This window comes from Actinoplanes solisilvae (assembly GCF_003999975.1).
In the GTDB taxonomy this organism is placed as follows: Bacteria; Actinomycetota; Actinomycetes; order Mycobacteriales; family Micromonosporaceae; genus Actinoplanes; species Actinoplanes solisilvae.
This window is the reverse complement of sequence record NZ_RJAC01000006.1, coordinates 38,319-59,649: the sequence shown is the minus strand read 5'-3', so window position 1 is coordinate 59,649 and position 21,331 is coordinate 38,319. Positions and strand designations below refer to the sequence as shown.

The 21,331-nt window shown below is 70.6% G+C and carries 20 protein-coding genes; 9 read left to right on the top strand and 11 right to left on the bottom strand.

Annotation, left to right across the window (positions count from 1 at the left end):
- Nucleotides 1-39 precede the first annotated feature (39 nt).
- On the bottom strand, nt 40-1,440 hold the full coding sequence (locus EER30_RS18005) for a glucose-6-phosphate dehydrogenase (protein ID WP_127501645.1): 1,401 nt from the start codon (nt 1,438-1,440) through the stop codon (nt 40-42).
- A 29-nt stretch (nt 1,441-1,469) separates the two neighbouring features.
- Nucleotides 1,470-2,429 carry a GlxA family transcriptional regulator gene (locus EER30_RS18000; RefSeq protein ID WP_127501644.1) on the bottom strand — a complete coding sequence of 320 codons (960 nt, stop codon included), beginning with the start codon at nt 2,427-2,429 and terminating at the stop codon, nt 1,470-1,472.
- 93 nt (nt 2,430-2,522) lie between these two features.
- On the opposite strand from EER30_RS18000, the gene EER30_RS49400 reads away from it, so the two are divergent.
- A complete protein-coding gene (locus tag EER30_RS49400) occupies nt 2,523-2,645 on the top strand; it encodes a hypothetical protein (protein WP_255436683.1) in 123 nt (40 codons plus the stop codon).
- A gap of 21 nt (nt 2,646-2,666) precedes the next feature.
- Here the strand turns inward: EER30_RS49400 and EER30_RS17995 are convergent, their stop codons facing one another.
- Nucleotides 2,667-4,337, bottom strand: a complete 1,671-nt coding sequence (locus tag EER30_RS17995; protein WP_127501643.1) for an alpha/beta hydrolase — start codon at nt 4,335-4,337, stop codon at nt 2,667-2,669.
- 276 nt (nt 4,338-4,613) lie between these two features.
- Between EER30_RS17995 and EER30_RS17990 the strand changes: the two genes are divergently transcribed.
- Nucleotides 4,614-5,828, top strand: coding sequence for a hypothetical protein (locus EER30_RS17990; protein WP_127501642.1), 1,215 nt, complete (start codon nt 4,614-4,616; stop codon nt 5,826-5,828).
- Here the strand turns inward: EER30_RS17990 and EER30_RS17985 are convergent.
- Genes EER30_RS17985 through EER30_RS17970 form a run of 4 tightly spaced genes read right to left on the bottom strand, consistent with a single transcriptional unit; the run spans nt 5,825 to nt 9,242 of the window.
- Entirely contained in the window at nt 5,825-6,274 is a 450-nt protein-coding gene (locus EER30_RS17985) for a YdeI/OmpD-associated family protein (RefSeq protein WP_127501641.1), read from the bottom strand. The genes EER30_RS17990 and EER30_RS17985 overlap by 4 nt on opposite strands.
- A 5-nt stretch (nt 6,275-6,279) precedes the next feature.
- Entirely contained in the window at nt 6,280-8,085 is a 1,806-nt protein-coding gene (locus EER30_RS17980) for a penicillin acylase family protein (protein ID WP_127501640.1), read from the bottom strand.
- 9 nt (nt 8,086-8,094) lie between these two features.
- Complete coding sequence (locus EER30_RS17975; RefSeq protein ID WP_127501639.1) at nt 8,095-8,781, bottom strand: hypothetical protein; 687 nt, start codon at nt 8,779-8,781, stop codon at nt 8,095-8,097.
- 20 nt (nt 8,782-8,801) lie between these two features.
- Nucleotides 8,802-9,242: a MarR family winged helix-turn-helix transcriptional regulator gene (locus tag EER30_RS17970; RefSeq protein ID WP_205650281.1), complete on the bottom strand. Its 441-nt coding sequence runs from the start codon at nt 9,240-9,242 to the stop codon at nt 8,802-8,804.
- A gap of 73 nt (nt 9,243-9,315) precedes the next feature.
- On the opposite strand from EER30_RS17970, the gene EER30_RS17965 reads away from it, so the two are divergent.
- Nucleotides 9,316-9,789 (top strand): hypothetical protein, encoded by a 474-nt coding sequence (locus EER30_RS17965; protein ID WP_127501637.1) that lies wholly within the window; start codon nt 9,316-9,318, stop codon nt 9,787-9,789.
- 132 nt (nt 9,790-9,921) lie between these two features.
- Here EER30_RS17965 and EER30_RS17960 read toward each other — a convergent pair whose 3' ends face one another.
- Together EER30_RS17960 and EER30_RS17955 are read right to left on the bottom strand one after the other, a co-directional pair.
- The gene (locus EER30_RS17960) at nt 9,922-10,959 is read right to left on the bottom strand and encodes a beta propeller repeat protein (protein ID WP_127501636.1); all 1,038 of its coding nucleotides are present in this window, start codon (nt 10,957-10,959) and stop codon (nt 9,922-9,924) included.
- Between the two features lie 53 nt (nt 10,960-11,012).
- Entirely contained in the window at nt 11,013-12,713 is a 1,701-nt protein-coding gene (locus EER30_RS17955) for an alpha/beta hydrolase (RefSeq protein WP_164842366.1), read from the bottom strand.
- Between the two features lie 67 nt (nt 12,714-12,780).
- Here EER30_RS17955 and EER30_RS17950 point away from each other — a divergent pair, with 67 nt between their 5' ends.
- The 6 genes from EER30_RS17950 to EER30_RS17925 all read left to right on the top strand — a co-directional run bounded on the left by EER30_RS17950 (nt 12,781) and on the right by EER30_RS17925 (nt 19,395).
- The gene (locus EER30_RS17950; protein ID WP_127501635.1) at nt 12,781-14,718 is read left to right on the top strand and encodes an alpha-amylase family protein; all 1,938 of its coding nucleotides are present in this window, start codon (nt 12,781-12,783) and stop codon (nt 14,716-14,718) included.
- 126 nt (nt 14,719-14,844) lie between these two features.
- Nucleotides 14,845-16,578 (top strand): acyl-CoA dehydrogenase, encoded by a 1,734-nt coding sequence (locus tag EER30_RS17945; protein WP_164842365.1) that lies wholly within the window; start codon nt 14,845-14,847, stop codon nt 16,576-16,578.
- Nucleotides 16,579-16,587: 9 nt separating this feature from the next.
- Nucleotides 16,588-17,562 (top strand): non-homologous end-joining DNA ligase, encoded by a 975-nt coding sequence (gene ligD / locus EER30_RS17940; protein WP_127501633.1) that lies wholly within the window; start codon nt 16,588-16,590, stop codon nt 17,560-17,562.
- Between the two features lie 63 nt (nt 17,563-17,625).
- Nucleotides 17,626-18,093 (top strand): hypothetical protein, encoded by a 468-nt coding sequence (locus EER30_RS47100; RefSeq protein ID WP_164842364.1) that lies wholly within the window; start codon nt 17,626-17,628, stop codon nt 18,091-18,093.
- A gap of 77 nt (nt 18,094-18,170) precedes the next feature.
- Nucleotides 18,171-18,659 carry a SigE family RNA polymerase sigma factor gene (locus EER30_RS17930; RefSeq protein ID WP_127501631.1) on the top strand — a complete coding sequence of 163 codons (489 nt, stop codon included), beginning with the start codon at nt 18,171-18,173 and terminating at the stop codon, nt 18,657-18,659.
- On the top strand, nt 18,652-19,395 hold the full coding sequence (locus tag EER30_RS17925) for a hypothetical protein (RefSeq protein ID WP_127501630.1): 744 nt from the start codon (nt 18,652-18,654) through the stop codon (nt 19,393-19,395). Before EER30_RS17930 ends, EER30_RS17925 begins: the two co-directional genes overlap by 8 nt.
- On the opposite strand, the gene EER30_RS17920 is transcribed toward EER30_RS17925, so the two are convergent.
- Both EER30_RS17920 and EER30_RS17915 read right to left on the bottom strand, forming a co-directional pair.
- On the bottom strand, nt 19,379-20,035 hold the full coding sequence (locus tag EER30_RS17920; RefSeq protein WP_127501629.1) for a response regulator transcription factor: 657 nt from the start codon (nt 20,033-20,035) through the stop codon (nt 19,379-19,381). The two genes, EER30_RS17925 and EER30_RS17920, sit on opposite strands and share 17 nt — an antisense overlap.
- Nucleotides 20,036-20,037: 2 nt before the next feature.
- Complete coding sequence (locus tag EER30_RS17915; protein ID WP_127501628.1) at nt 20,038-21,330, bottom strand: sensor histidine kinase; 1,293 nt, start codon at nt 21,328-21,330, stop codon at nt 20,038-20,040.
- Nucleotide 21,331 lies beyond the last annotated feature (1 nt).

Below are 21,331 nucleotides of genomic sequence, written 5' to 3'. Positions count from 1 at the left end.
ATTTCTTCAGCTAAGACTGACCAGTTTTAACTGAAGAAATTACTGGCCCAGCAGCCAGCGGTGCGGGGCGGCCAGCCTGCGGGCGGCCGTCGGGCCCCACGACCCCGGCGCATAGCCGATCGGGTTCGGCCGGTGATCGAGCAGCGGCCCGACCGTCTTCCACGTCGCGCTCAGCCCGTCGGGCCGGGTGAACAGCGACCGGTCCCCCAGCAGCACGTCGTTCAGCAGCCGGGCGTACGGCGGCAGCGGCTCGGAGCCGGGCAACGAGTCGAGCGGCAGCCGCACCGACGCCGGTTCCAGCTCGGTCGACACCCCCGGCCGCTTCACCAGCAGCGACAGGTCGATCGTCCCGCCCCCGGCCAGATCGAAGGTCACCACGTTGGCCTGCTGCGGCAACCCGCTCAGCGGATGCGTCGGTGTGCGCAGCACCAGATTCACGACCTGTCGGCTCGAGGCCAGCCTCTTCCCGGTACGCAGCAGGAACGGCACGCCACGCCAGCGCGCGTTGTCGATCCAGAGCTTCGCCGCGACGTACGTGTCGGTCGTCGATCCTCGCCGCACGCCGGGGATCTGTTTGTAGCCCGTGTACTGCCCCAGCACCACCTCGGCCGGGTCGAGCGGCCGGAACGACCGGATCACCCGCTCCCGCGCCGACTGCAGATCGGTCGCCTGCAGCGAGGCCGGCGGCTCCATCGCCACCTCGGCCGCGACCTGGAACAGATGGGTCACCAGCATGTCGAGCACGGCCCCGGTGGCGTCGTAGAACCCGGCCCGGTCGTCCACCCCGAGCGTCTCGGGCACGTCGATCTGCACGCTCTCGATGTGCTCGCGCTTCCACAGTGCCGCGAACGCCTCGTTCGCGAAGCGCGCCACGTGCAGGTTCTGCGTCGCCTCCTTGCCGAGGAAGTGGTCGATCCGATAAACCTGCTCCTCCGCGAAGACCCGGTGCACGACCCGGTTCAGCGAGCGGAACGTCTCGGGTGACGTGCCGAACGGCTTCTCGTAGACGACCCGCGACCCGTCGGCCAGCCCGTGCTGCCCCAGCGCCTTGGTCGTCTCCTCGAACGCGACGGGCGGGATAGCCAGGTAGTGCACCAGTTGCGGCGGATCCTTCAACTCCTGCCGGGCCAGCGAGATCACGTCGAGCAGCGAGCCGGGGTCGTCCGTGCGGAAGCCGCCACCGGCGAAGCGGAGCCGGGCCGAGAACTCCTTCCACGGCCCCTTCGACGGCGCCGGGCCGAACTCCTCGAGCGATTCCGCGACGTGCTTACGGAAGTCCTCGTGCGAGACGTCGCCGCGCCCGTTGCCGACCAAGATCCAGTTCTCGGGCAGCAGGCCCTCGATCGCGAGCGTGTAGAAGGCCGGCAGCACCATGCGCTTCGCCAGATCGCCGGTGGCTCCGAAGAGCACGAATACGGTGGGGCCGGGTGACTTCGCCATGGCCGGTGGTTGCCCCGGCAAACAAAGGTTCACACCGGCTGTGACGACCGGAACGTTCCCCGGTAGGCCTGCGGCGTCGTCGACAGGCGCTGCGCGAAGTGGTGCCGCAGCGTCGCCGCGCTGCCGAAGCCGGCCCGCTCGGCGATCGAGTCGATGCCGAGGTCGGTGTCTTCGAGCAGGCGACGGGCGAGGAGCATGCGCTGGCTGGTGAGCCAGTCGTGCGGCGTGGCCGCTGTCTCGTCCCGGAACTTGCGGGCGAACGTGCGCGGGGCCATGTGGGCCAGCGCGGCCATCGTCTCGACCGTGTGCGGCTGATCGAGGGTCGAGAGCACAGAATTGAGTACGGGCTGGAGCGTCTCGCACTCGACCGGTTTCAGCGGGGTCTCGATGTACTGCGCCTGGCCGCCTTCGCGGTGCGGCGGCACCACCATGCGGCGCGCGAGCATCGTGGCCACGGCGGTGCTGTGCTCCTGGCGAATCAGATGCAGCCCGGCGTCGATGCTGGCGGCCGTGCCGGCGCTGGTGAGCACGCGGCCGTCCTGCACGTAGAGCACGTCGGGGTCGACGATCGCCTCGGGGTAGAGCCGGGCCAGGCGAGCCGCGTGGAGCCAGTGGGTCGTGCAACGGCGGCCGTCGAGCAGGCCGGCGGCCCCGAGCGCGAAGGCCCCCGTACAGACGCTCATGACCCAGGCGCCGCGATCGTGAGCCCGGCGCAACGCGTCGAGCACCGCCTCAGGTGGCCCGAACGCGGGGTTGTCGAAGGGGGCGACGACGACCAGGTCGGCCTCGTCGGCGCGGGACAGGTCGTGGCGCACGGTGATGTCGAACCCCGCGCGGCTGGCGACCGGCCCGCCGTCGACCGAGCAGACGGCGAAGTCGTACCCGGGAAGGCCCTCGGCTGTGCGGTCATAGCCGAACAGCTCGCAGAGGACGCCGAGCTCGAAGACGGCCACGTCGGGAAGGGCGATGACAGCGACGTTGCGCAGCATGTGACGCAGCCTACGGCCGTTAGGCAGGATTTTGAAGAGGTATGGCATCACTGCCACTGTCAACCAAGTGCGAGGGAGACGATGCTCTATGTCATGGAACTTTTCATCGCGCTCCTCTTCCTGATCATCCTCATCGCCGCCATCACCGGCCACGTCGCCGACACGCGCGACAGCGCCGACTGGAAGCCCTCGGACGGCGGCTTCCGCCACACCTAGAAGCCGCCGCCGGGAACAACATCAGCTCGCTGGAATCAGAATCGACTCGGGCAACGGCGCCGCGATCGGGGGCCGCTGCTTGCCGGTCGTGGCGGCCATCGAGGCGGCCGCGGCCGGCACCGGCGTGCGGAAGGGCTGCAGCGAATCGGTACAGACCTTGCCCTTCGGTGGTGTCTTACCCGTCAGCAGATAGTTGTCGATCGCCCGGGTGACGCAGACCCCCGAGCCGTACGCCGTATGCCCCCAGTTGTTGCTGGAGAGCAGACTGGCGTTCGGCGCCAGCCGGTCCGCCGCCACCGCGCCCCGATAGTTGGTCGCCGGGTCCCAGTAGTTGCCGACGATCAGGAACGGGTTGCCGGTGCGCCGCGTGAAGGGCCCGGTGTACGCGTCGTCGTCGCGCACGGTCCAGGTCGAGTTGGCGCACTGGCTGTCGATCCAGCCCCACGACCGGCCGAAGTACGGCGCCTGGCGATCACGACGGTCGACGGCGGCCGGCCACGACGACGCGTTCGCCGGGTGCCTGCCGTCGGTGCAGATCACCGTGCTGCTCGCGTCGACGCCGTTCTCGTACGGGAAGTCGTACGCTCGTGAAGCCTTGGCCGCCTTGACCCGCTGCAGCAGCGCGGCCGTCGAGCCGCCCTCCTGCGCCTTGGCGATGTCGGCCGCGATCGACGTGACCATCGCGCCCGCCTCGGTCGTGTAGAGCGACCCCAGCACGGCACTGATGAACACGGCGTACGTGACCCGGACCGTTCCGCCCGCCCCGTCGGGGAACTCGATCGGGTCGGTCCTCAGCCGGTTCGCGATCTGGGCGAAGCGCTTGACCGGATCACCCTGCGCGAAGACGCAGAACTTCTCGCCCGCCTTGTCACAGCGGGTAAGGATCTCGATCAGCGCCTTGTGTGCCCCGTCGCTGGAGCGCATGCGCTGGTCGAGGATCTGCCGGGTGTTGCCGACCCAGGCGGTCGGGTTGATCACGCCGTCGACGACCAGGGCGCGGAACCGGTCCGGGAACATGTTCGCGTAGTACTGCCCGAGCACGCTGCCGTAGCTGAAGCCCAGGTAGTTGAGCTTCTTGTCGCCGACCGCGCGGCGCATGACCTCCATGTCGCGCGCGACCTCGGCGGTCGACGAGGCCCCGGTGAGCGGCCGGCCGGTGGTCGAGCAGGCCTCGCCGAGCCGCTTCGACCCGGCGACGTAGTCGCGCTCCTCGGCCGCGGTGACCGGGAACGGCACGTTCAGCAGCTCGATCACCTCGCTCTGCTCGCGGACCGACGAGAAGCAGCGCACGTTCTCACTGGCACCGATGCCCCGCGGATCGACGCCGACGATGTCGAAGCGCGCGGTCAGCGCGTCGCTCAGGAAGCTGCCGGAGGCGAGCGCGAACTGCGTCGCCGATCCTCCGGGCCCGCCGGGGTTCACGAACAGGCTGCCGACGCGCTGAGCCTGGTTCCTGGCCTTGACCCGCAGGACCGCGATCTCGGTGGTCGGGCCTTCCGGGTCGTCGTAGTGGAGCGGCAGCCGGACAGTGGCGCACTCGGCGAATTGGTAGCACTTGTACCAGCCGAGCGTCGGCGTGGGCACGGCGTCGGTGGAGGGACCCTGGCCCGCGAGCGCGGGGGCGGCGGCCACGCCGGAGAGCACGATGCCGGCGAGCACCGCGGTCAGCAGTCGGTGCGTCTTCACAGCCATACGGACGACCCTTCTGACGGTGGGGCCACGGCTGCGATGCCGCGACCCGAGACATTGTAAGAATTCGATGCACGGACAGTGATCACGGTTAATTCCGTATTAGAGCCCCAAAACAGGGGGAAACGGCCGTCGATTGGCCCGTTAAGCGGCAAACACCGCCGATCGCGAGGTTACGACTGGTGACCAGATCTGCCCGAAGACCGTCCGGTGCGGGACCTTTCGCACAGGACAAGAGGGGGGTGACATCCCCACCGATGCATTTGGCACAGTGGACAGATGCTCACCGACGTGGACCTGCCGGCGCCCGGACTCCTGTGGACCCGATGGGCGACGCTGTCCGCGACGCTGACCGGCATCGGGTTCGCCGACATCTGGTTCGTCGACGAACGCGGCGCCCACCACGACGACCACGGCGGAAGCTGGGCCCGCCTCGCGCTGCTCGACGGCGCCCGCGCGGTGCTGTTCGGCTACGACCGCGACCACAGCGCCACGGCCGACGCCGACCCGCCGATCGACCTGCTCACCGGCGCCCCCGACTGGCTGCCGTGGGACGACCTGACCCCGCTCGCCGAGTCGGACCGGCTCGGCTTCGTGGTCTGGCACGCCGAGGGCCGCTGGTCACGCACCCGCTATCGCGACGGCCTCAGCGACGGCCTGGTCGACACGGTCGGCCCGACCCTGAGCACCGAGAACACGCTGATGGAACTCTCCGAGATCATCACCGAGTGGGGGCAGCACGAGCTTCGTACGCCCGCCGAGCGCGACGCCGTGCGCAGCGCGAGCGAAGACCTGCTGACCGCGGCGGTGCGCGGCGAGGTCAGCGGCCCGGCCTTCGAACGGCTGCTCGGCCGGCTCACCGCACCCGCGCTCGACCTGCGGGCCGCCCTTTTCGCGGCGGGCCGCGGCGGCATCACCGCGGGCATGCGGCCGCCGCGCATCCCGGCCGGCCGGCGACCGGTCATGCGCCGCGTGCGCCGGCTCAGCCAGGGCGAGCACGACCGGCTCATCTGGGCCGCCATGCACGAGGCGACCGAGCTGCACCGGCCCGCACCGCCGGCCACCGCCGAGCTCGAATCGCTGGCCGCGTGGATGCGCGACCGCTCACCGCACGGCGACGGGCGCTGCACGGTGCTGGCCTACGCCGACGCGACGAGCCTCAGCGTGCAGGCCGGCAAGCACCCGCCCGCCGACCGCCCGGGCGAACCCCGCTTCGGCACGTTCCAGGAGGTCAGCGATCTGTTGCGCGGCCTGCGGCGGGCCGAGAGCGACCCTCGCTACGGCCGGTGGCTGTTCGTGCGGGTGCAGACGACCGCCACCGAGATCCTCATCGAGCGACGGTACGACTCGTGGCCGAAGTGGTGGGCCGACGACGGCGTCTCCGGCCCGTGGCGCACCAACCTGCGCGAAGAGGTCGACGGCCGCGCCCAGCCGTGGCACCCGAGCTGGGTCCGCCTGCTCGACCCCCAGGTCGCGTTCCGCCCGGCCGGCTAGCGCGCTTTTCCCGCGGCCAGCGTCGCCACCGACTTGGCGACGCGGCGGGCCCGGGTCTCGTCGGTCTTCGCCGCGGCGATCTGGTCGACGTGGTAGCGCTGGTTCGAGAACGAGAGCGTCGCCCAGAAGTCGCGGGCGGCGGGCTTGGCGGCGAGCGCGGCGCGCAGGTCGCCGGGCACCTCGATCGTGCGCGGCACGCTGTCGAGCTCGACCTCGACGTCGTACGTCTCGCCGCCGGTCACCCCCGCGGCCTCGCGGCGCTCGGCGCTGACCCCGAGCCAGTAGCGGCCACCCATGCGCGCGATCGTCGAGCGGAAGGTGAAGCCGTTCAGCACGACAGCGACCTTGGGCCGCCCGCCGCCACCGAGCTCGGCGACGAACTCGTCAGGCACCTCGAAACCGGTGGTGTTGCCGCCCGTACGCTGCAGCTCTGCCCGAAGCTTCATGAACTTCAGCGTAAATGTTCCTCGGCCAGCAGGGACCAATCCGTGACGAGCGGGATCAACTCGCCGGCGGCCCACAGCGGAAGCTGATCGAGGAAGTGCGGCGAATCGGGGTCGCCCGAGGCGCCGAACGGCACTATCCAGCGGCTGCGCTGCCGATCTTCGAGGTCCCACACGTAGCGTGCCACCGGGCCGTTCGAGCAACGGTCGGTCACTCCCGGTGTGCTCGTCAGACAGAGCACAGAGTCACGTTCGCCCGAGAGCTCGGTTCGCGGGATCTCGGCGTCCAACCCCGGCACGCGTACGGGATCAAGCAGGTGACGCGACCCCCAGGTGCCCGACTCGACCGTGGCCGGGTCGACCACCTCGGATGCCGTGAGCCCCACGCCCGCGAGCACCGCGTCGAGCGCCACACCGATGCGAACGCGAGGGTCGGTCCAGCGGTCGAGCAGCGGGTCGAACCCGTGCGGCTCCATCAGCGGTTTGAGCACCGGATGCTCATGCAGCCGCCGCGCGACCTCGGTCCGCCACGCCGCCCGCCGCCCCGCCTCGACACTGCCGGCCGGCATCGTGGTGTCCATGTGAATCCGCGGCGACGGCACACCCCGCTCGATCAGCTCCCGGATCCGGCGGGCGCGCGCTTTCGAGGCGAAGGCGCTCCCGTACGCCTCGGTGTCCGGCCGCCGATCGTTGGCGTTCACGGTCACCCCGGTCACTTCCGCGCTGTGCATCGGCAGATCCGCACCCCAGGCGTACGTCTCCTCCCAGGCCGGAACGGGCACACGCCTGTTCCGTTCGTCGCGCGCCGGGACCCGGCCCACGGTGAGCTGCCGGACCCGTCCCGTGGTGTCGGCGGTGAGGATGCTGTTGACCGGCTCGACCCAGTGCTCGAAGGCGGCGGCGACGTCGTCCACGGTGGACGCGTGCAGCAGCGGCAGCAACGCGCCGAACCCGAGATCGAAGCCGGCCCTCGTCGGCGTGCGCAGACTGTGGGTGCCGTCGATGATCGGGCCGCGAGCCGTCTCCACCACCTCGACCAGTTCGCTGCCCCCACCCCGTACGGGAATGGTCTCGGTGTGGACCTCGACCGGCTCCCACCCCCGAGGGCCTCGCGCCTGCACGCCCGACGGGGTGCGGCGCAGCTCTTCGATGAACAGGTCCTGGTAGTCGGCCACCGCGTTGGTGACGGCCCAGGCCACCCCGCCGGCGTGGCCGAAATGCTGCACGCCCGGAACGCCCGCGAAGGCCAGCCCGGCCACGTCGAACTGCGGGCAGGCCAGTCGGATCTGCTGGTAGACGCCCGGCAGCTCGATCGTGCGGTGCGGGTCGCCGGCGATCTCGCCCGGGACCGCCCAGGCGTTGCTGCCGGAACCGTCGGCTGTCTCGGCCCGGAACCAGTCGATCGCCTCGGGCCCGAGGGTGCGCTCGACGTGCGCGTTGAACATCTTGAGCGGGAAGACGCCGAACATGATGTGCCGGGCCAGGAAGACGCCGAGCGACGACCACGGATGCCAGGCGAGACCCTCGGCGCGGACCCCTTCGGCGTACGCCCGCAACCACGCACGCGTGCGAGCGTCGAGGTTCGCGAAACAGCGGCGGGCGGTGTCGTCGATCCGGGCCCGCCGCGCGAACCGGTCCCACCCCAGCCCGTCCGCCCCGACCAGTTCGGAAAGCAGCCCCTCCGATCGGCGACGCTCGACCTCGATCTGCTGCCGGCGATCGAGGGCCGTCACCCGCCCCTGAAGAAACGCCAGCTCATCGACCGACCCGGCGCGCACATGGGGAACCCCGAACCCGTCCCGAAACACCCGCATGCCCCATCCTCACCCGGGCCCGTCCCCCCGGGCGACCCCGATCCCAGCTTCGGCTCGCCAGCGGCGCACCTCGGTCTCGTGCTCGCCGACCGCCGTGGCCTCCGCGACGGCCTCCGGGACGGAAGCGCCGGCGAGCAGGGTCAGCGGCCAGACCGGAACGCCCTCTGCTCCGTCGTAGGCGACCCAGGACCAAGGGCCGGTGAACTGCCAGGCGCGGCCGTCGTTGTCCGCCACGTCGTCGCCGGGTTCGAGGAAGGCGTACGGGCGGAAGACGCGCTCGATGCGGAAGGGGACGCCACCGCTGGGCTCGATGCTCGTGCCCTGGAACTCGTTTCGCGGATCGGGAGCCTCGCCCGCCGGCAGGACAACCAGGTTCAGGCTCGTACGCGGCAGCCAGCCGGTCTCCCGCGGCGGATCACAGACGTCGACGTCGATCACGTGCACGATGCGCGGCAGGACTCCGACCTGGCACGTGTCTCCGGCCTTGACGCGCGCCGCGGGTGGCTCGGTCGTGAACAACTCGCCGGCGTCGTCGCGCGCCACGGCGCAGTCGCCGTTCCAGCGGATGAACTCCGCGTCCGGGTCGATCTGCCACCAGGGCCACCGCACGAACACGTGGTAGTCGTCGATGCCTGTGACAACGGCTGGGGCGAAAGGACACGAGATACGCAGAACGTCGCCGACGCGGTAATCCACGGACTGGAGGCTATTGCAGGCTACGTGGATCCGAGGCGGACGGTCTGCTCTCGCAGGACGTCGACCATACGGTGCAGGTAGCCGACGATCGCCTGCTGCTCGGCCGGGGTGTAGTCGACGATGGCGCCACCGAGTGCCTGGCCCAGGTCTTTGAAGGCACCCGCTAGCTCCGGGTGATCGGCGTCGGTGGCGCGGATGATCGCCCGGCGGCGGTCGCCGGGGTCGGTCTCGCGAACGACGTGGCCGCCGGCGGCCAGGCGGGCGATGACGCTGGTGATGCCGGCGGCGGTGAGGCCGGTGCGGCGGGCCAGCTCGGTCGCGCTGAACGGGCCCTCGCGGGCGACCAGTTCGAGCGTCTTGAAGTCGCCCGCCGACAGCCCGACGCGGGCGGCCACGGCCTGATGGAAAAGCACGACCGCGCTGCTGAGTTCGCGGCCGAGGTCGTTCCCCTGTGTTGACACGAGCCTCGCCAATACTTAGATTCAGCGTAGTAATTACTACGATCCAGCTAAGTAAATCACGGAGCCCTACGCGATGACCGCATACCTCGTCGGCGGCCTCCGCCTGCTCGGCACGTCGGCGGCCGCCTACTTCACCAGTCCCCTGCTGCTGGCGATCGCGCTGGTGCCGGCGGCCCTCCGGTCCTTCCAGATGCACAGCCGCAACGAGACCGGCTGGCTGGAACTGCCCGTGGAGATCTCACGGGTCGTCCTGATCACGGCGATGATCGCCCTGGGCCGCGGCTGGAAGCTTTCGTCGCTTGCCGACGGCAACGAGTGGCGCCAGGTCGGCGACGACATCGCGGCCGCGTTCCGCACCGAGTGGTTCGCCATCGCAGTGCGGATGACGGTGGTCACGCTGCTGGTGCTCGCCTTCAACGCCGCCGTCGACAGCTCGGCGCGCGCCCTGCTCTCCGAACCTGACGCCGCCATTTTCGCGGTCAAGAACTTCGTCGTCATCCCACTGTTCTTGATGGTGATCCTGCGCAGCCTGCACGCCGTCGACTGACGATTCCCTACCTGGACGCACACCGTCGGGGCCGACCTCCCAACACCGGACTCGCCGCGACCAACGCCTCTTAATCACCGGTGGCTTCCGCGGCGAGCTCGACACGCGCCGGCTCGCCGCGGAAGCCGTGCGTCAGCGGAGCCCAGCGACGCGGCCCTTGCTGCCGGAAGCCCAGCAGGCACCATCGGCAGCGCAGTCGACGGCGTCGAAGCTGCCGGTGTCGAAACGCTTCCAGGTGCGGCCGCCGTCGTAGGAGACGTCGCTGCCGGTGGGGCCTACGGTCAGGGCGGTGTTGCCGCGGCCCGTCCAGGTCGAGCCGGAGCGGTATTCGCCGGGAACGGTGCGGGCGACCGTCCAGGTGCGCCCGTGCAGGTAGGCCGCGCCGGCCGGAGCCGCGGTGGGGGTCACGTAGTCGCCGCCGACGGCGATGGCCTTGCCTGACCTGTGCAGGGCCAGGCTGTAGATCCCGGCCGACGGGCCGCTGGGGACCGGGGTCGACGTCACCGACCAGTGGCGGCCGCCGTCGCGCGAGGTGAAGACGCGGGCCGAGGCTCCGCCGCCGGTGGCGAACATGGCCTGGCCGCCGGCCGAGACCAGGCAGGTGCCGCTCGCGGCGAAGGCGAACTCGCCGGGCAGCGCGGCGGGCATCCCGGCCGGTGAGACGACCGTCCACGAGCGACCGCCGTCGCGGGTGCTGAGGATGCGGAACTTGCCGTCGACCGGGTCGGAGAGGGCCAGGCCGTGCCGGCGGTCGAGGAACGTCATGCAGTCGTAGAACGCGACCGGGTCGGTGTTGCGGAACGTCTCCGCCCAGCTGCGGCCGCCGTCCGAGGTGGCGTAAACCCGGGAATCTTCGCCGTTGCCGATGGTCAGGGCCACGGCGTTGCGCGCGTCGAAGGCCTCGATGTCGCGGAACTCGAGGCCGGCAGCCGCGGCGGGCCCGACCGAGGCCCAGCTGCGGCCGCCGTCGACGGTGCGCAGGATCGTGCCGGCGGCGCCGGCGACCCAGGCCACCTTGGCGCTGACGGGGGCGAGGCCGCGGAACTGAGACGTCGTGCCGGTCTCGGTGAGCTGCCAGCCGAGCTTGCCGCCGGCCTGAACCGGGGCGGCGGGGATCGACAGGGCGACCGCTGCCGCCAAGGCAATCGACAAACTTCGCTGCAAGGTCATGCGCGGAACTTACCTGCTTTTCGCCGGTTGAGCAGTTCGCGCGGGCGGGGGCTTCAGCGGTCGAGCAGTTCGCGCAGGCGAAGCGTGTCGTCGACGGTCCAGCCGGGCGGCGGGGCCACCGCGGCCCAGCCGTCGACCGCGCCGGAGTTGTAGACGTGGCCCGTGCCGGTCGGGGCCTGGTTGGCGAAGAGCAGGTCGACCGTGGTCTGCCAGAACGTGATCACCGGGTACCAGTGCATGTCGGGGGTGACGTCGGGGCCGCGCTGGCCGCGCAGCCACTGCGGCTTGTGCCAGAGCAGGTTGGGGTTCCACCACACGACCGGGTCGCTCGAGTTCTGCATGTAGACGACCTTGCGCGGCGGCCCGGCCAGGTCGCGCAGATCGTTGGCCTCGGAGGAGAACTCGACGGGCAGCCCGGGATAGTTCGGGTCCCAGACCGGCGAGCCCGGGGCGCGGCCGGCGGTCAGCTCCTGGTGGATCGGGTTGGCGAACATCGGGCCGGCGAGCAGAATCCCGTCGGCGCCGTCGACCATCGCGGAGGCCGTACCGAAGGTCTTCTCTGTGCCGTAGGTGCCCAGACTCTCCCCGAAGATCAACAGCTTGGGGCGTTGCGTCACCGGCATCGCCGCCCAGCGCGTGCGCACCGCGCCGATCAGGGCCGCAGCGGCGTCGACCACTTTGGAGCGGTCGACCGCGAAGGAGATCCAGCTGGGCAGGTAGCTGTACTGCATGGACACGAGGGCGGTGTTGCCGGCGTACATGAATTCGAGTGAGCTCGGCACGTCTTTGTCGACCCAGCCGGTGCCGGTGGGCGTGAAGACCGCGACCACCGAGCGTTCCCAAGCATGCGTACGGTCCATCTCGCGCAGCACCAGCTCGGCGCGCTCCTCGATGGTGTCGGCCGACGAGAGCCCGGCGTAGATGCGGATCGGGTCGAGCGCGGTGCGGCCGGCGAACGCGTCGAGCTGATCGCCCGGCGGCACCTTCCCGATGAACGCGCGCCCCTGGCGGCCCAGGGAATCCCAGCTCACGAGCGACTGACTGCTCCCCGAGCGCAGGGGCGAAGCCGGTTGGACGACGCCCTTGCCCGTGCCGCTGTCGGTGATCGCGGCCGAGCGGTCGACGTTGGTGTAGATGTTGCCGACCAGCAGGCCGTCGAAGGCGGTGTAGCTGAGCAGCGACACGACCACGAAGCCCGCGCAGTAGGCGGCCGACTCGGGCACCAGGCGGCCGAAGAGCCGGGCGAAGCCGTGCGCGGCCAGCCGCAGGCAGCGGGCCAGCAGCAGCAGCGCCGCGAAGGTGAGCAGGCTGATCCCGACCGTACGGATCAGGTCGTACTCCTGTTGGGGGGCCATGCTCAGGCGCACGCGCAGTTCGCGCTGCCAGCGGGCGCCCAGCCAGAGGAAGAGCAGGATCAGGGGCGGGACCAGCACGAACAGCACGCGCCAGGCGATGCGTTCGGCGCGGCGGGACGGCCACCAGCGCAGGCGCACCACCGCGCCGATGGCGGTCCCTCCCGCGTACCCGAAGGAGGCCGTCAAACCGGCGACGACACCCTGCACATACCAGGGGCGGGGCAGCAGGGACGGGGTGTAGGTGAGGCAGTAGAAGACGGCGCAGAGGCCGAAGCCGGTGACGCTGAGGCCGCAGCGGATGACCCGGCGGCGGGGAACAGCGGTGACGGCCGCGGTGAGCGCTCGGCGTTGGGTGGGGATCAGGGCACGGGCCGGTGCCGGGACCACCAGTCTGCGCATCGGACCACCGCCCCTCGTCACCGTCGATATGCGTGACCCGCACGCCACCGGCGGTTACGTTGACCCGATGGCAGGATCTTCCGTTCGCACCCGGGCCGCAAGCGCCTTCGAGGCCCTGCTGCCCACTCTGATGCAGGAGGCTGAACGCCGGCTGAATCGTTCGGAGGCCCTCGCTTTCGTGACCCGGCTGGAGACGTCGCTGCTCGACGTCTACGAGCCGTTGGAGATCGTCTATGGCTCGGACGGGACCGCCGATCTGCTCAATGACCTGGTGCGCAGCGCCCTCGACGCGGCCGCCGAGCGCCCGGCCGAACTGCGCGAACTGGACCGTCGCCGGGAGATCGACCACGGCTGGTATCAGCGCGCCCGGCAGATCGGATATGTCTGTTACGCCGACCGATTTGCCGGGTCGCTTCGTGCGGTGGCCGACAACTTGGACTATCTGGGCGAGCTGGGTGTTACCTACCTGCACCTCATGCCGCTGCTCGCGCCCCGGCCCGGCGAGAACGACGGCGGCTATGCCGTGCGCGACTACCGGGCCGTCGATCCGCGCCTGGGCACGATGGACGAACTGGGCGACCTCGCCGGCGAACTGCACGGGCGCGGCATGAGCCTCTGCGTCGACCTGGTGCTCAACCACACGGCCAAGGAACACGCGTGGGCCCGGGCCTGGGAAGCGGGCGATCCGGCGTACGCGGGCTTCTACATGTCCTATCCCGACCGGGAGATGCCCGACGCGTACGAGCGTACGATCGTGCCGGTCTTCCCCGACCGGGCGCCGGGCTCGTTCACGCTGTTCGGCGACCGCTGGGTGTGGACCACGTTCTGGAGCTACCAGTGGGACCTGAACTGGGCCGATCCCCGGGTCTTCCGGGCCATGCTCGAGACGATCCTCTGGCTGGCCAACCGCGGGGTCGACGTGTTCCGGCTCGACGCCGTCCCGTTCCTGTGGAAGCGGCTCGGCACGACCTGCCTGAACGAGCCCGAGGTGCACCGGATCGTGCAGGCGCTGCACGCGCTGACCCGGCTGGCCGCACCCGGTGTGATCTTCAAGGCCGAGGCGATCGTGGCGCCCGACGACCTCGTGCCCTACCTGGGCGGGCACGACCGATACCGGCCGGAGTGCGAGCTGGCCTATCACAACCAGCTCATGGTCATGCTCTGGAGCAGCCTGGCGACCAAGGACGCGCGGCTCATGGCCCAGTCGCTGGGGCGGATGAGGGCGATCCCGGACTCGGCGAGCTGGGTGAGTTACGTACGCGGGCACGACGACATCGGCTGGGCGATCAGCGCGGAGGACGCTTCGGCGGTCGGGTGGGACTGGTGGAACCACCGGAACTTTCTCAACGCGTTCTATTCGGGACGCTTCCCGGGGTCGTACGCCCGGGGTGCTCTTTTTCAGGAGAATCCGGACACCGGTGATGCGCGGATCTCGGGCTCGGCGGCGTCGCTGTGCGGGATCACCGACGATCCGGCGAGCTGGCCCAAGGGCGTACGCCGTCTGCTGTTGCTGCATGCTGTCGCGTTCGCGTACGGCGGCATCCCGCTGATCTACATGGGCGATGAGCTGGCCATGCGCAACGACCCGACGTACCGCGACGACCCCGCTCTGGCCGACGACAACCGGTGGATGCACCGGCCTCGCATGGACTGGGCGGCCGCGGCTCGTCGAAACGACCCGTCGACGCTGGAGGGGCGGGTCTTCGCGGGGCTGCGTTCGCTGGTCGCGGCGCGCAAAGACCTGCTCGCGCTGCGCGGGGGCGGTGAGACGGCGATCGTGGGCCTCGACAACGGGCACGTCTTCGCGTGGCGGCGGCGACACCCCCGCAGCGGTACGTTCGTCGGGCTGGCCAATTTCAGCGAGGAGCCGCAGACGGTCGAGGCGGCGGCGATCGGGCGGTTCGGCTGGCTGGAGACGGTGCTGAGCAGTGACGGGCCGCTCGTCGTGCGGGAGGGGAGGGCTCATGTTCCACCTCTCGGGTTCGTCTGGCTGGTCGAGCGCTGAACCTATCCACCGGGCACCCGCGCCGTGAGCACTTATCCACAGGGCAGCGCTTATCCACAGGGGCGAGCCGCACTTCGCGGCGGCAGGGCAGACTAGGGGCCTGTCGATCCCTCACCAAGAACGGCGGTGCCGGCGGTGTCCAAGATTCTCTCGCGTCGAGATCTCGACTTCCTGCTGTACGAGTGGCTCGACGTCGAAGCGCTCACGACCCGCGAGCGGTTCGCCGAGCACTCGCGCGACACGTTCGACGCGTTCCTCGACGTCTCGGCCCAGATCGCCGAGCGTGATTTCGCCCCGCACAACCGGCGCAGCGACCTCGAGGAGCCGACCTTCGACGGCATCCGGGTCCAGGTGATCCCCGAGGTGTCGGCCGCGCTCAAGGTCTTCAACGAGACCGGGCTGCTCAGCGCCACGATGGACGATTCCGTCGGCGGCCTGCAGCTTCCGCACGTCGTCGCCCGGGCCTGCTTCGCGTGGTTCCAGGCGGCCAACATCGCGACCTCGTCCTATTCGCTGCTCACCGCGGGCAACGCCAGCCTGCTGCTGCGCTACGGCACGGCCGAGCAGATCGACCGGTTCGTCCGGCCGATGCTCGACGGCCGTTTCACCGGCACCATGTGCCTGTCCGAGCCGCAGGCGGGCTCCGCGCTGGCCGACGTGCTGACCCGGGCCACGCCCGCCGGCGACGGCAGCTACCGCGTCACCGGCTCCAAGATGTGGATCTCGGGCGGCGACCACGAGCTCAGCGAGACGATCGTGCACCTGGTGCTGGCCCGGGCCGCGGGCGCCCCGGCCGGGGTCAAGGGCCTGTCGCTGTTCATCGTGCCCAAGCACCACATCGAGGCCGACGGCACGGTGGGCGAGCGCAACGGGGTGGCGCTGTCCGGGCTCAACCACAAGATGGGCTACCGGGGCACGACCAACGCCGTGCTCGCCTTCGACGACGCCACCGGCTACCTCGTGGGCGAGGAGGGCAAGGGCCTGGCCTACATGTTCCACATGATGAACGAGGCCCGCATCGGTGTCGGCGCGGGCGCGGTGGCGCTGGGCTACACGGGCTACCTGCACGCTCTCGACTACGCCCGCAACCGCGACCAGGGCCGCCTCGTGGCCGACAAGGACCCGCTGGCCCCGCCCGTGCCGATCGTCAAACATCCCGACGTACGCCGCATGTTGCTCGCCTCGAAGTCGTATGTCGAAGGGGGTCTGGCCCTCATCCTGTTCGCGGCCAAGCTGCTCGACGAGCCCTCCGACGAGAACGACCTGCTGCTCGACGTGCTGACCCCGATCGTCAAGGCGTGGCCGTCGCAGTGGTGCCGTCTGGCCAACGACCACGCGATCCAGGTGCACGGCGGCTACGGCTACACCCGCGAATACCCGGTCGAGCAGTTCTACCGCGACAACCGGCTGAACTCGATCCACGAGGGCACCGACGGCATCCAGGGCCTCGACCTGCTCGGCCGAAAGGTGATCATGCGGGGCGGGGCGGGCCTGTCGCTGCTGCTCGGCCGCATCATGACCACGGCCGTGGCCGCGCCCGACGAGCTGGGCCGTCCGGTGATCGCGCTGTGTGACCGCCTGGCCGCGACCACCCGCAAGCTGTGGGCCGGCGGCGACCCGACCGCCGCGCTGGCCAACTCGACGGCCTACCTCGAAGCCACCGGCCACCTGGTGATCGCCTGGCTGTGGCTCTCGCAGCTCGCCGCCGCCGGGGGTAAGGAGGGCGCGTTCTACGAGGGGAAGAGGCTGGCCGCGCGCTACTTCATCACCCACGAACTGCCCCGCGTCGGCCCGCTTCTCGACCTGCTCGATTCGGGCGACACCCTGTTGGCCGACCTGGACGACGCCCATCTGGGTTAACTTGATCGCATGGCCTCTTCGAGCAAGGCCCCGGCGACCGAGGTCGAGGTCGGCGACTTCACGGTGCGCGTGTCGAACCCGGCCCGCGTCTACTTCCCCGACCTCGGCCTGACCAAGCTCGACCTGGTCAACTACTACCTGTCGGTCGGCGACGGCATCGTGCGGGCGCTGCGGGAGCGACCGTGCATGCTGCACCGCTTCCCCGACGGGCTGGCCGGCGAGAAGGTGCACCAGAAGCGAGTGCCGCACGGCGCGCCGCCGTGGCTCGAGACGGTGCGGGTGAAGTTCCCGCGCTACAACCGCCACGCCGACGAGCTGTGCGTCACCAAGCTGGCCGACGTGATCTGGGCCGTGCAGATGTCGACGGTCGAATTCCACCCGTGGAACTCCCGCCGGGCCGACACCGAGAAACCCGACGAGTGGCGCATCGACCTCGACCCGATGCCCGGCTGCCCCTTCGACCGGGTACGCCACGTGGCCGGGGTCGCCCGCTCGGTGCTCGACGACCTGGGCATCGTCGGCTACCCCAAGACCTCGGGCGGCCGGGGCCTGCACGTCTATGTGCGCATCGAGCCGTCGTGGGGCTTCTCCGACGTACGGCGGGCGGCGCTGGCCTTCGCCCGCGAGGTCGAGCGCCGCGCCCCCGAGGACGTGACAACCACGTGGTGGCGCAAGGACCGCGACCCCGAGTCGTTGTTCGTCGACTACAACCAGAACGCCCGCGACCACACGATCGCCAGCGCCTACTCGGTGCGCGGCGTCCCCACGGCCACGGTCTCGACCCCGATCACATGGGATGAGATCCCCGACGTCGACCCTCGCGCCTTCACCGTCCTGACGGTCCCGGCCCGCTTCGCCGAACTGGGCGACCTGCACGCCACCATCGACGACAAGGCCCACTCGTTGGCCCCGCTGCTCGAGTGGGCCGACCGCGACGAGAAGGCCGGCCTCTCCGGCCCCGCCGACGCCGATTCTTCGAGCTGAACATTCAGCGTGGCCACTAGTCACTAGACCCCGTTCTTCACCGTAGAGAGCAGGCCGAACCAGTTGTCCATCGCTGAATATCGACGCCTGTTCGGGCTGGTCCGACTCCGGCCGGGTATGTATCTCATCCGGGCGGACTTTCCCGAGGTAGTAGCCTTCGTCCTCGGCTGCGATCTTGGCTCCGCGGGACTTCTGACCGGCTTCCGGGAATGGCTCATGACTCGGGCCGGAGGCGGAAGCAACTGGACATGGTGGGCTCTGGTCCTCAGGCTCGTCGATCCGGTGAATGACCCCAGCCCCCGCGACCTGACGCCCGAGATGGACGAGCAGGCGGTTGCGATGCTCTTCGACTGCCTCGACGATTTCCTGCGGCTGCGGGAAGAGAAGGACGGGCTGCGCCGGATCTACGCCGCCTACGAAGCCTGGCTGGCCGCCCCGAGCGGCGAGGATAAGCAGGCGAGCGCCCAGTCCTGGCCGCGTCCGCGCGACACCGTCAGGTACGACCCGACGGCGCGATCGGGCCCCGCGTGAGATTCCGGCAGCCGATGACAACCCTGGTCGCCGTTGCCTCCGTTTGAGTCGTAGGTGACGGCTGGCGAGGGGCTCTGGTGGGGATCGAATATCGGGAGTACGTGGGTGCGCGGCTGGACAGTTTCCGGCGGGCGGCGTTTCTGTTGTGCGGGGACTGGCATCTGGCCGACGACCTGGTGTCGACCGCGCTGATCAAGCTGTTGCGGCACTGGCGACGGGTGTCGGCGATGGACGACCCCGATGCGTACGTTCGTCGCGTGCTGTTGCGGTGCCTGCTTGACGAGCGGCGGCGGCCGTGGCGGCGGGAGGAGTTCTGGGAGGCGCCGCCCGACCCGGTGGCTGCGGGAGTGGACGAGCCGGTCACCGACCGGATGGCGATCCTGGCCGTACTTGATGGGCTCGCGCCACGGCAGCGGGCGGTGATCGTGCTGCGGTACTTCTACGACCTGTCCGTCGAGCAGACGGCAACTGAGCTCGAGTGCACGACCGGAACGGTCAAGAGTCAGACCGCACGAGCCTTGCAGACCCTGCGAACCCTGATGAAGAGCGAGGCCCCTCGTGGATGACCTGTCGACCCTGTTGCGCGCGGCCAGCGACAACGCACCCCCCACGAGCATCGACCTGGACGAGCTGATCACCGCCGAGCGCCGTCGCCGCCGGAGCCGGTGGGCCGCGGTTGCCGCCGGGGCGGCAGTGGTCGTGACGGCGGGGATCTCGGTGACCCTGGCCGGGTCGTCGCCGTCGCCGACCGTCGCGACACCGCCTGCCGCTGCGCCGACGACGTCCCGAACGCCTTGTGTCCACCCGACACCCCCGGACTTCGTGAAGGACGTCACGATCGTCCCGCGCAACGGCCCGCTGCCCGAGACGGCCGACGTCGCCGCCGAGCGACTGACCGCGGCGTTGCCGAGCCTGCTGCCTCCGGGCGCCCGTCCGTCGCCGAAGACGAAATGTGGCCGGGTCGAGTTCTTCTATGAGCCGAAGGCCGACGAATATCGCGCGGCCGCTGTTCTGGGCGACGGCTCCTGGGCCGTCATGGTCCGGCCCGCCGCGGTCGACAGCGCGCCGGCCTGTTTGAACCCGGCGGATCCCAGTTGCACCCGGACCGACCTGCCCGACGGCGCGGTGGCTTTTTCCGACGTCATGGATCTGGGTTTGTCCCGGGAGCAGCGCGCGGTCACCGTGTTCCGTCCGGACGGCACGGTCGTCCAGGTGGTGGCGGCCGGCCCTCCCGCGGAGTTGCCGGCCGTCGCCGATCTGACCCGCACCGGCACCAGCCCGAGACTCACGCTCTATCCGTGAACAGCATGTGGCGCAGGACGGCGAGGACCCGGCGGTTGTCGCTCTCCGAGGAGGGCAGCCCGAGCTTCGCGAAGATGTTCGCGACGTGCTTCTCGACGACGCCGGGGGTGATGACCAGCGCGGCCGCGATTCCGGCGTTGGACCGGCCCTCAGCCATGAGTGACAGCACTTCGCTCTCCCGAGGGGTCAGCGACGCCACCCCGGCCGTCTCCTGCCCGGCCCGCATGAGGTGGCCGACCACCTCGGGGTCGAGGGCGGTGCCGCCGGAGGCCACCCGGGTCAGGGCGTCGACGAAGTCGGCCACGTCGGCGACGCGGTCCTTGAGCAGGTAGCCGACGCCGGTCGGACGGTCGGCCAGCAGCCGGGTGGCGTACCTGGTCTCGACCCATTGGGAGAAGACCAGCACGCCGACGGCGGGGTGGTCGCGGCGGATGTCGATGGCGGCGCGCAGACCCTCGTCGGTGTGGGTCGGGGGCATGCGGATGTCGATGATGGCGACGTCGGGCTCGGAGGCGGCGATCGCGGTTCGCAACGCCGTGGCGTCGCCGACGGCCGCGCACACCTCGAAGCCGCGGTCGGTGAGCAGCCGGACGAGCCCCTCGCGCATCATCGCGGCGTCCTCCGCGATCACCACTCGCATGATCACAACTCCAGGGGAAGCGAGATCTCGACGCGGGTTGGCCCTCCGGCCGGGCTGGCCACGCGAAGGTGGCCGTCCACGACCCCGATGCGGCGGGCCAGACCGGACAGCCCGGGCCCGTCCGGATCGGCCCCGCCGACCCCGTCGTCGGCAACGGTCACCGTCATGTGCCCTCCCGAGCCGGCGACGTCGAGCCGCACCGAGGAGGCCCGGCTGTGTTTGGTCGCGTTCGCCAGCAACTCGGCCGCGCAGAAGTACGCGATGGTCTCGATGGCCGGCGCGGGCCGCGAGGGCAGCTCGACGGTCACCGTGACCGGGATGGCGCTGCCGGTCGCGAGCGTGGCCAGCGCGTCACCGAGGCCGCTGTCGAGGACCGGCGGGTGGATGCCGCGCACCAGGTCGCGCAGCTCGGCGAGGGCGTCTTTGGCGCCGCGGTGGGCGAGCGCGACCAGTTCGCGGGCCTGGTCGAGGTCGGGGGGCGGCCCGTCGGCGCCGAGCTTCTCGTTGGCCATGCCGAGGTTCATCGCGAGGGTGGCCAGCCGGATCTGCGCGCCGTCGTGCAGGTCGCGTTCCAGGCGGCGCATCATCGCGGCCGCGTCGTCGATCGCCCGGGCCCGGCTGACCTGCAGTTCACGCACCCGCTCGGCGACCTGGCGCGGACCGAGCAGCCGGCGCATCGCGGCCACGTCGAGCGACGTACCGGCTCGCATCAGCCACGGCGCAACCAGCAGCATCGCGAGGCCGGCGGCGGCGATGAGGAAGGTGCCGGCGAAGCTCCGCGTGCTGAGAAGACCGAACGGCGTCAGCGCGTGCACCGGCCCGAGGGTCGTGCCGGGCGGGTGGTTACGGAACAGCGGCCACCACACCGGATAGCTGAGGTTGACCACCCCGAACACATAGCAGAACGCGCCGTACCCCTCGGGAATGGCCAGAGGCACCTTGAGCAGCCCGTACGCGACGGCGCGCCACCCCGATGACCGTGTCGGCGGGGCGTCGACCTGTTCGCCGAGCAGACGCCCGGCCAGAGCACGTTGTACGGAGCCCAGCGCGCGCCCGGCCGGGGCGGCCAGCACGATCAGAAGCGCGACGGTGACCGGGAAGAGGACCAGGAACACGGGCGCGACGACGGGTGCGGGCCGCTCGGTCATGGCCCCGGATAGCCAGAGGACGAGGGCGCCCGCGCCCGGCACGAGCGCGGGCGCGACCAGGACCGCGACCGCGCTGAGCACCCCGGCGACGCAGAACACCACCTGGCGCAGGGCCATCAGGGTGAACGGGGCGCGCAGCGCGGACATC

Bases quoted from the DNA above. Each gene is read 5' to 3' on its own strand.
- EER30_RS18005 (WP_127501645.1), bottom strand. From the start codon at position 1,440: ATGGCGAAGTCACCCGGCCCCACCGTATTCGTGCTCTTCGGAGCCACC.
- EER30_RS18000 (WP_127501644.1), bottom strand. From the start codon at position 2,429: ATGCTGCGCAACGTCGCTGTCATCGCCCTTCCCGACGTGGCCGTCTTC.
- EER30_RS49400 (WP_255436683.1), top strand. From the start codon at position 2,523: ATGGAACTTTTCATCGCGCTCCTCTTCCTGATCATCCTCATCGCCGCC.
- EER30_RS17995 (WP_127501643.1), bottom strand. From the start codon at position 4,337: ATGGCTGTGAAGACGCACCGACTGCTGACCGCGGTGCTCGCCGGCATC.
- EER30_RS17990 (WP_127501642.1), top strand. From the start codon at position 4,614: ATGCTCACCGACGTGGACCTGCCGGCGCCCGGACTCCTGTGGACCCGA.
- EER30_RS17985 (WP_127501641.1), bottom strand. From the start codon at position 6,274: ATGAAGCTTCGGGCAGAGCTGCAGCGTACGGGCGGCAACACCACCGGT.
- EER30_RS17980 (WP_127501640.1), bottom strand. From the start codon at position 8,085: ATGCGGGTGTTTCGGGACGGGTTCGGGGTTCCCCATGTGCGCGCCGGG.
- EER30_RS17965 (WP_127501637.1), top strand. From the start codon at position 9,316: ATGACCGCATACCTCGTCGGCGGCCTCCGCCTGCTCGGCACGTCGGCG.
- EER30_RS17960 (WP_127501636.1), bottom strand. From the start codon at position 10,959: ATGACCTTGCAGCGAAGTTTGTCGATTGCCTTGGCGGCAGCGGTCGCC.
- EER30_RS17955 (WP_164842366.1), bottom strand. From the start codon at position 12,713: ATGCGCAGACTGGTGGTCCCGGCACCGGCCCGTGCCCTGATCCCCACC.
- EER30_RS17950 (WP_127501635.1), top strand. From the start codon at position 12,781: ATGGCAGGATCTTCCGTTCGCACCCGGGCCGCAAGCGCCTTCGAGGCC.
- ligD (WP_127501633.1), top strand. From the start codon at position 16,588: ATGGCCTCTTCGAGCAAGGCCCCGGCGACCGAGGTCGAGGTCGGCGAC.
- EER30_RS17920 (WP_127501629.1), bottom strand. From the start codon at position 20,035: ATGCGAGTGGTGATCGCGGAGGACGCCGCGATGATGCGCGAGGGGCTC.
- EER30_RS17915 (WP_127501628.1), bottom strand. From the start codon at position 21,330: ATGTCCGCGCTGCGCGCCCCGTTCACCCTGATGGCCCTGCGCCAGGTG.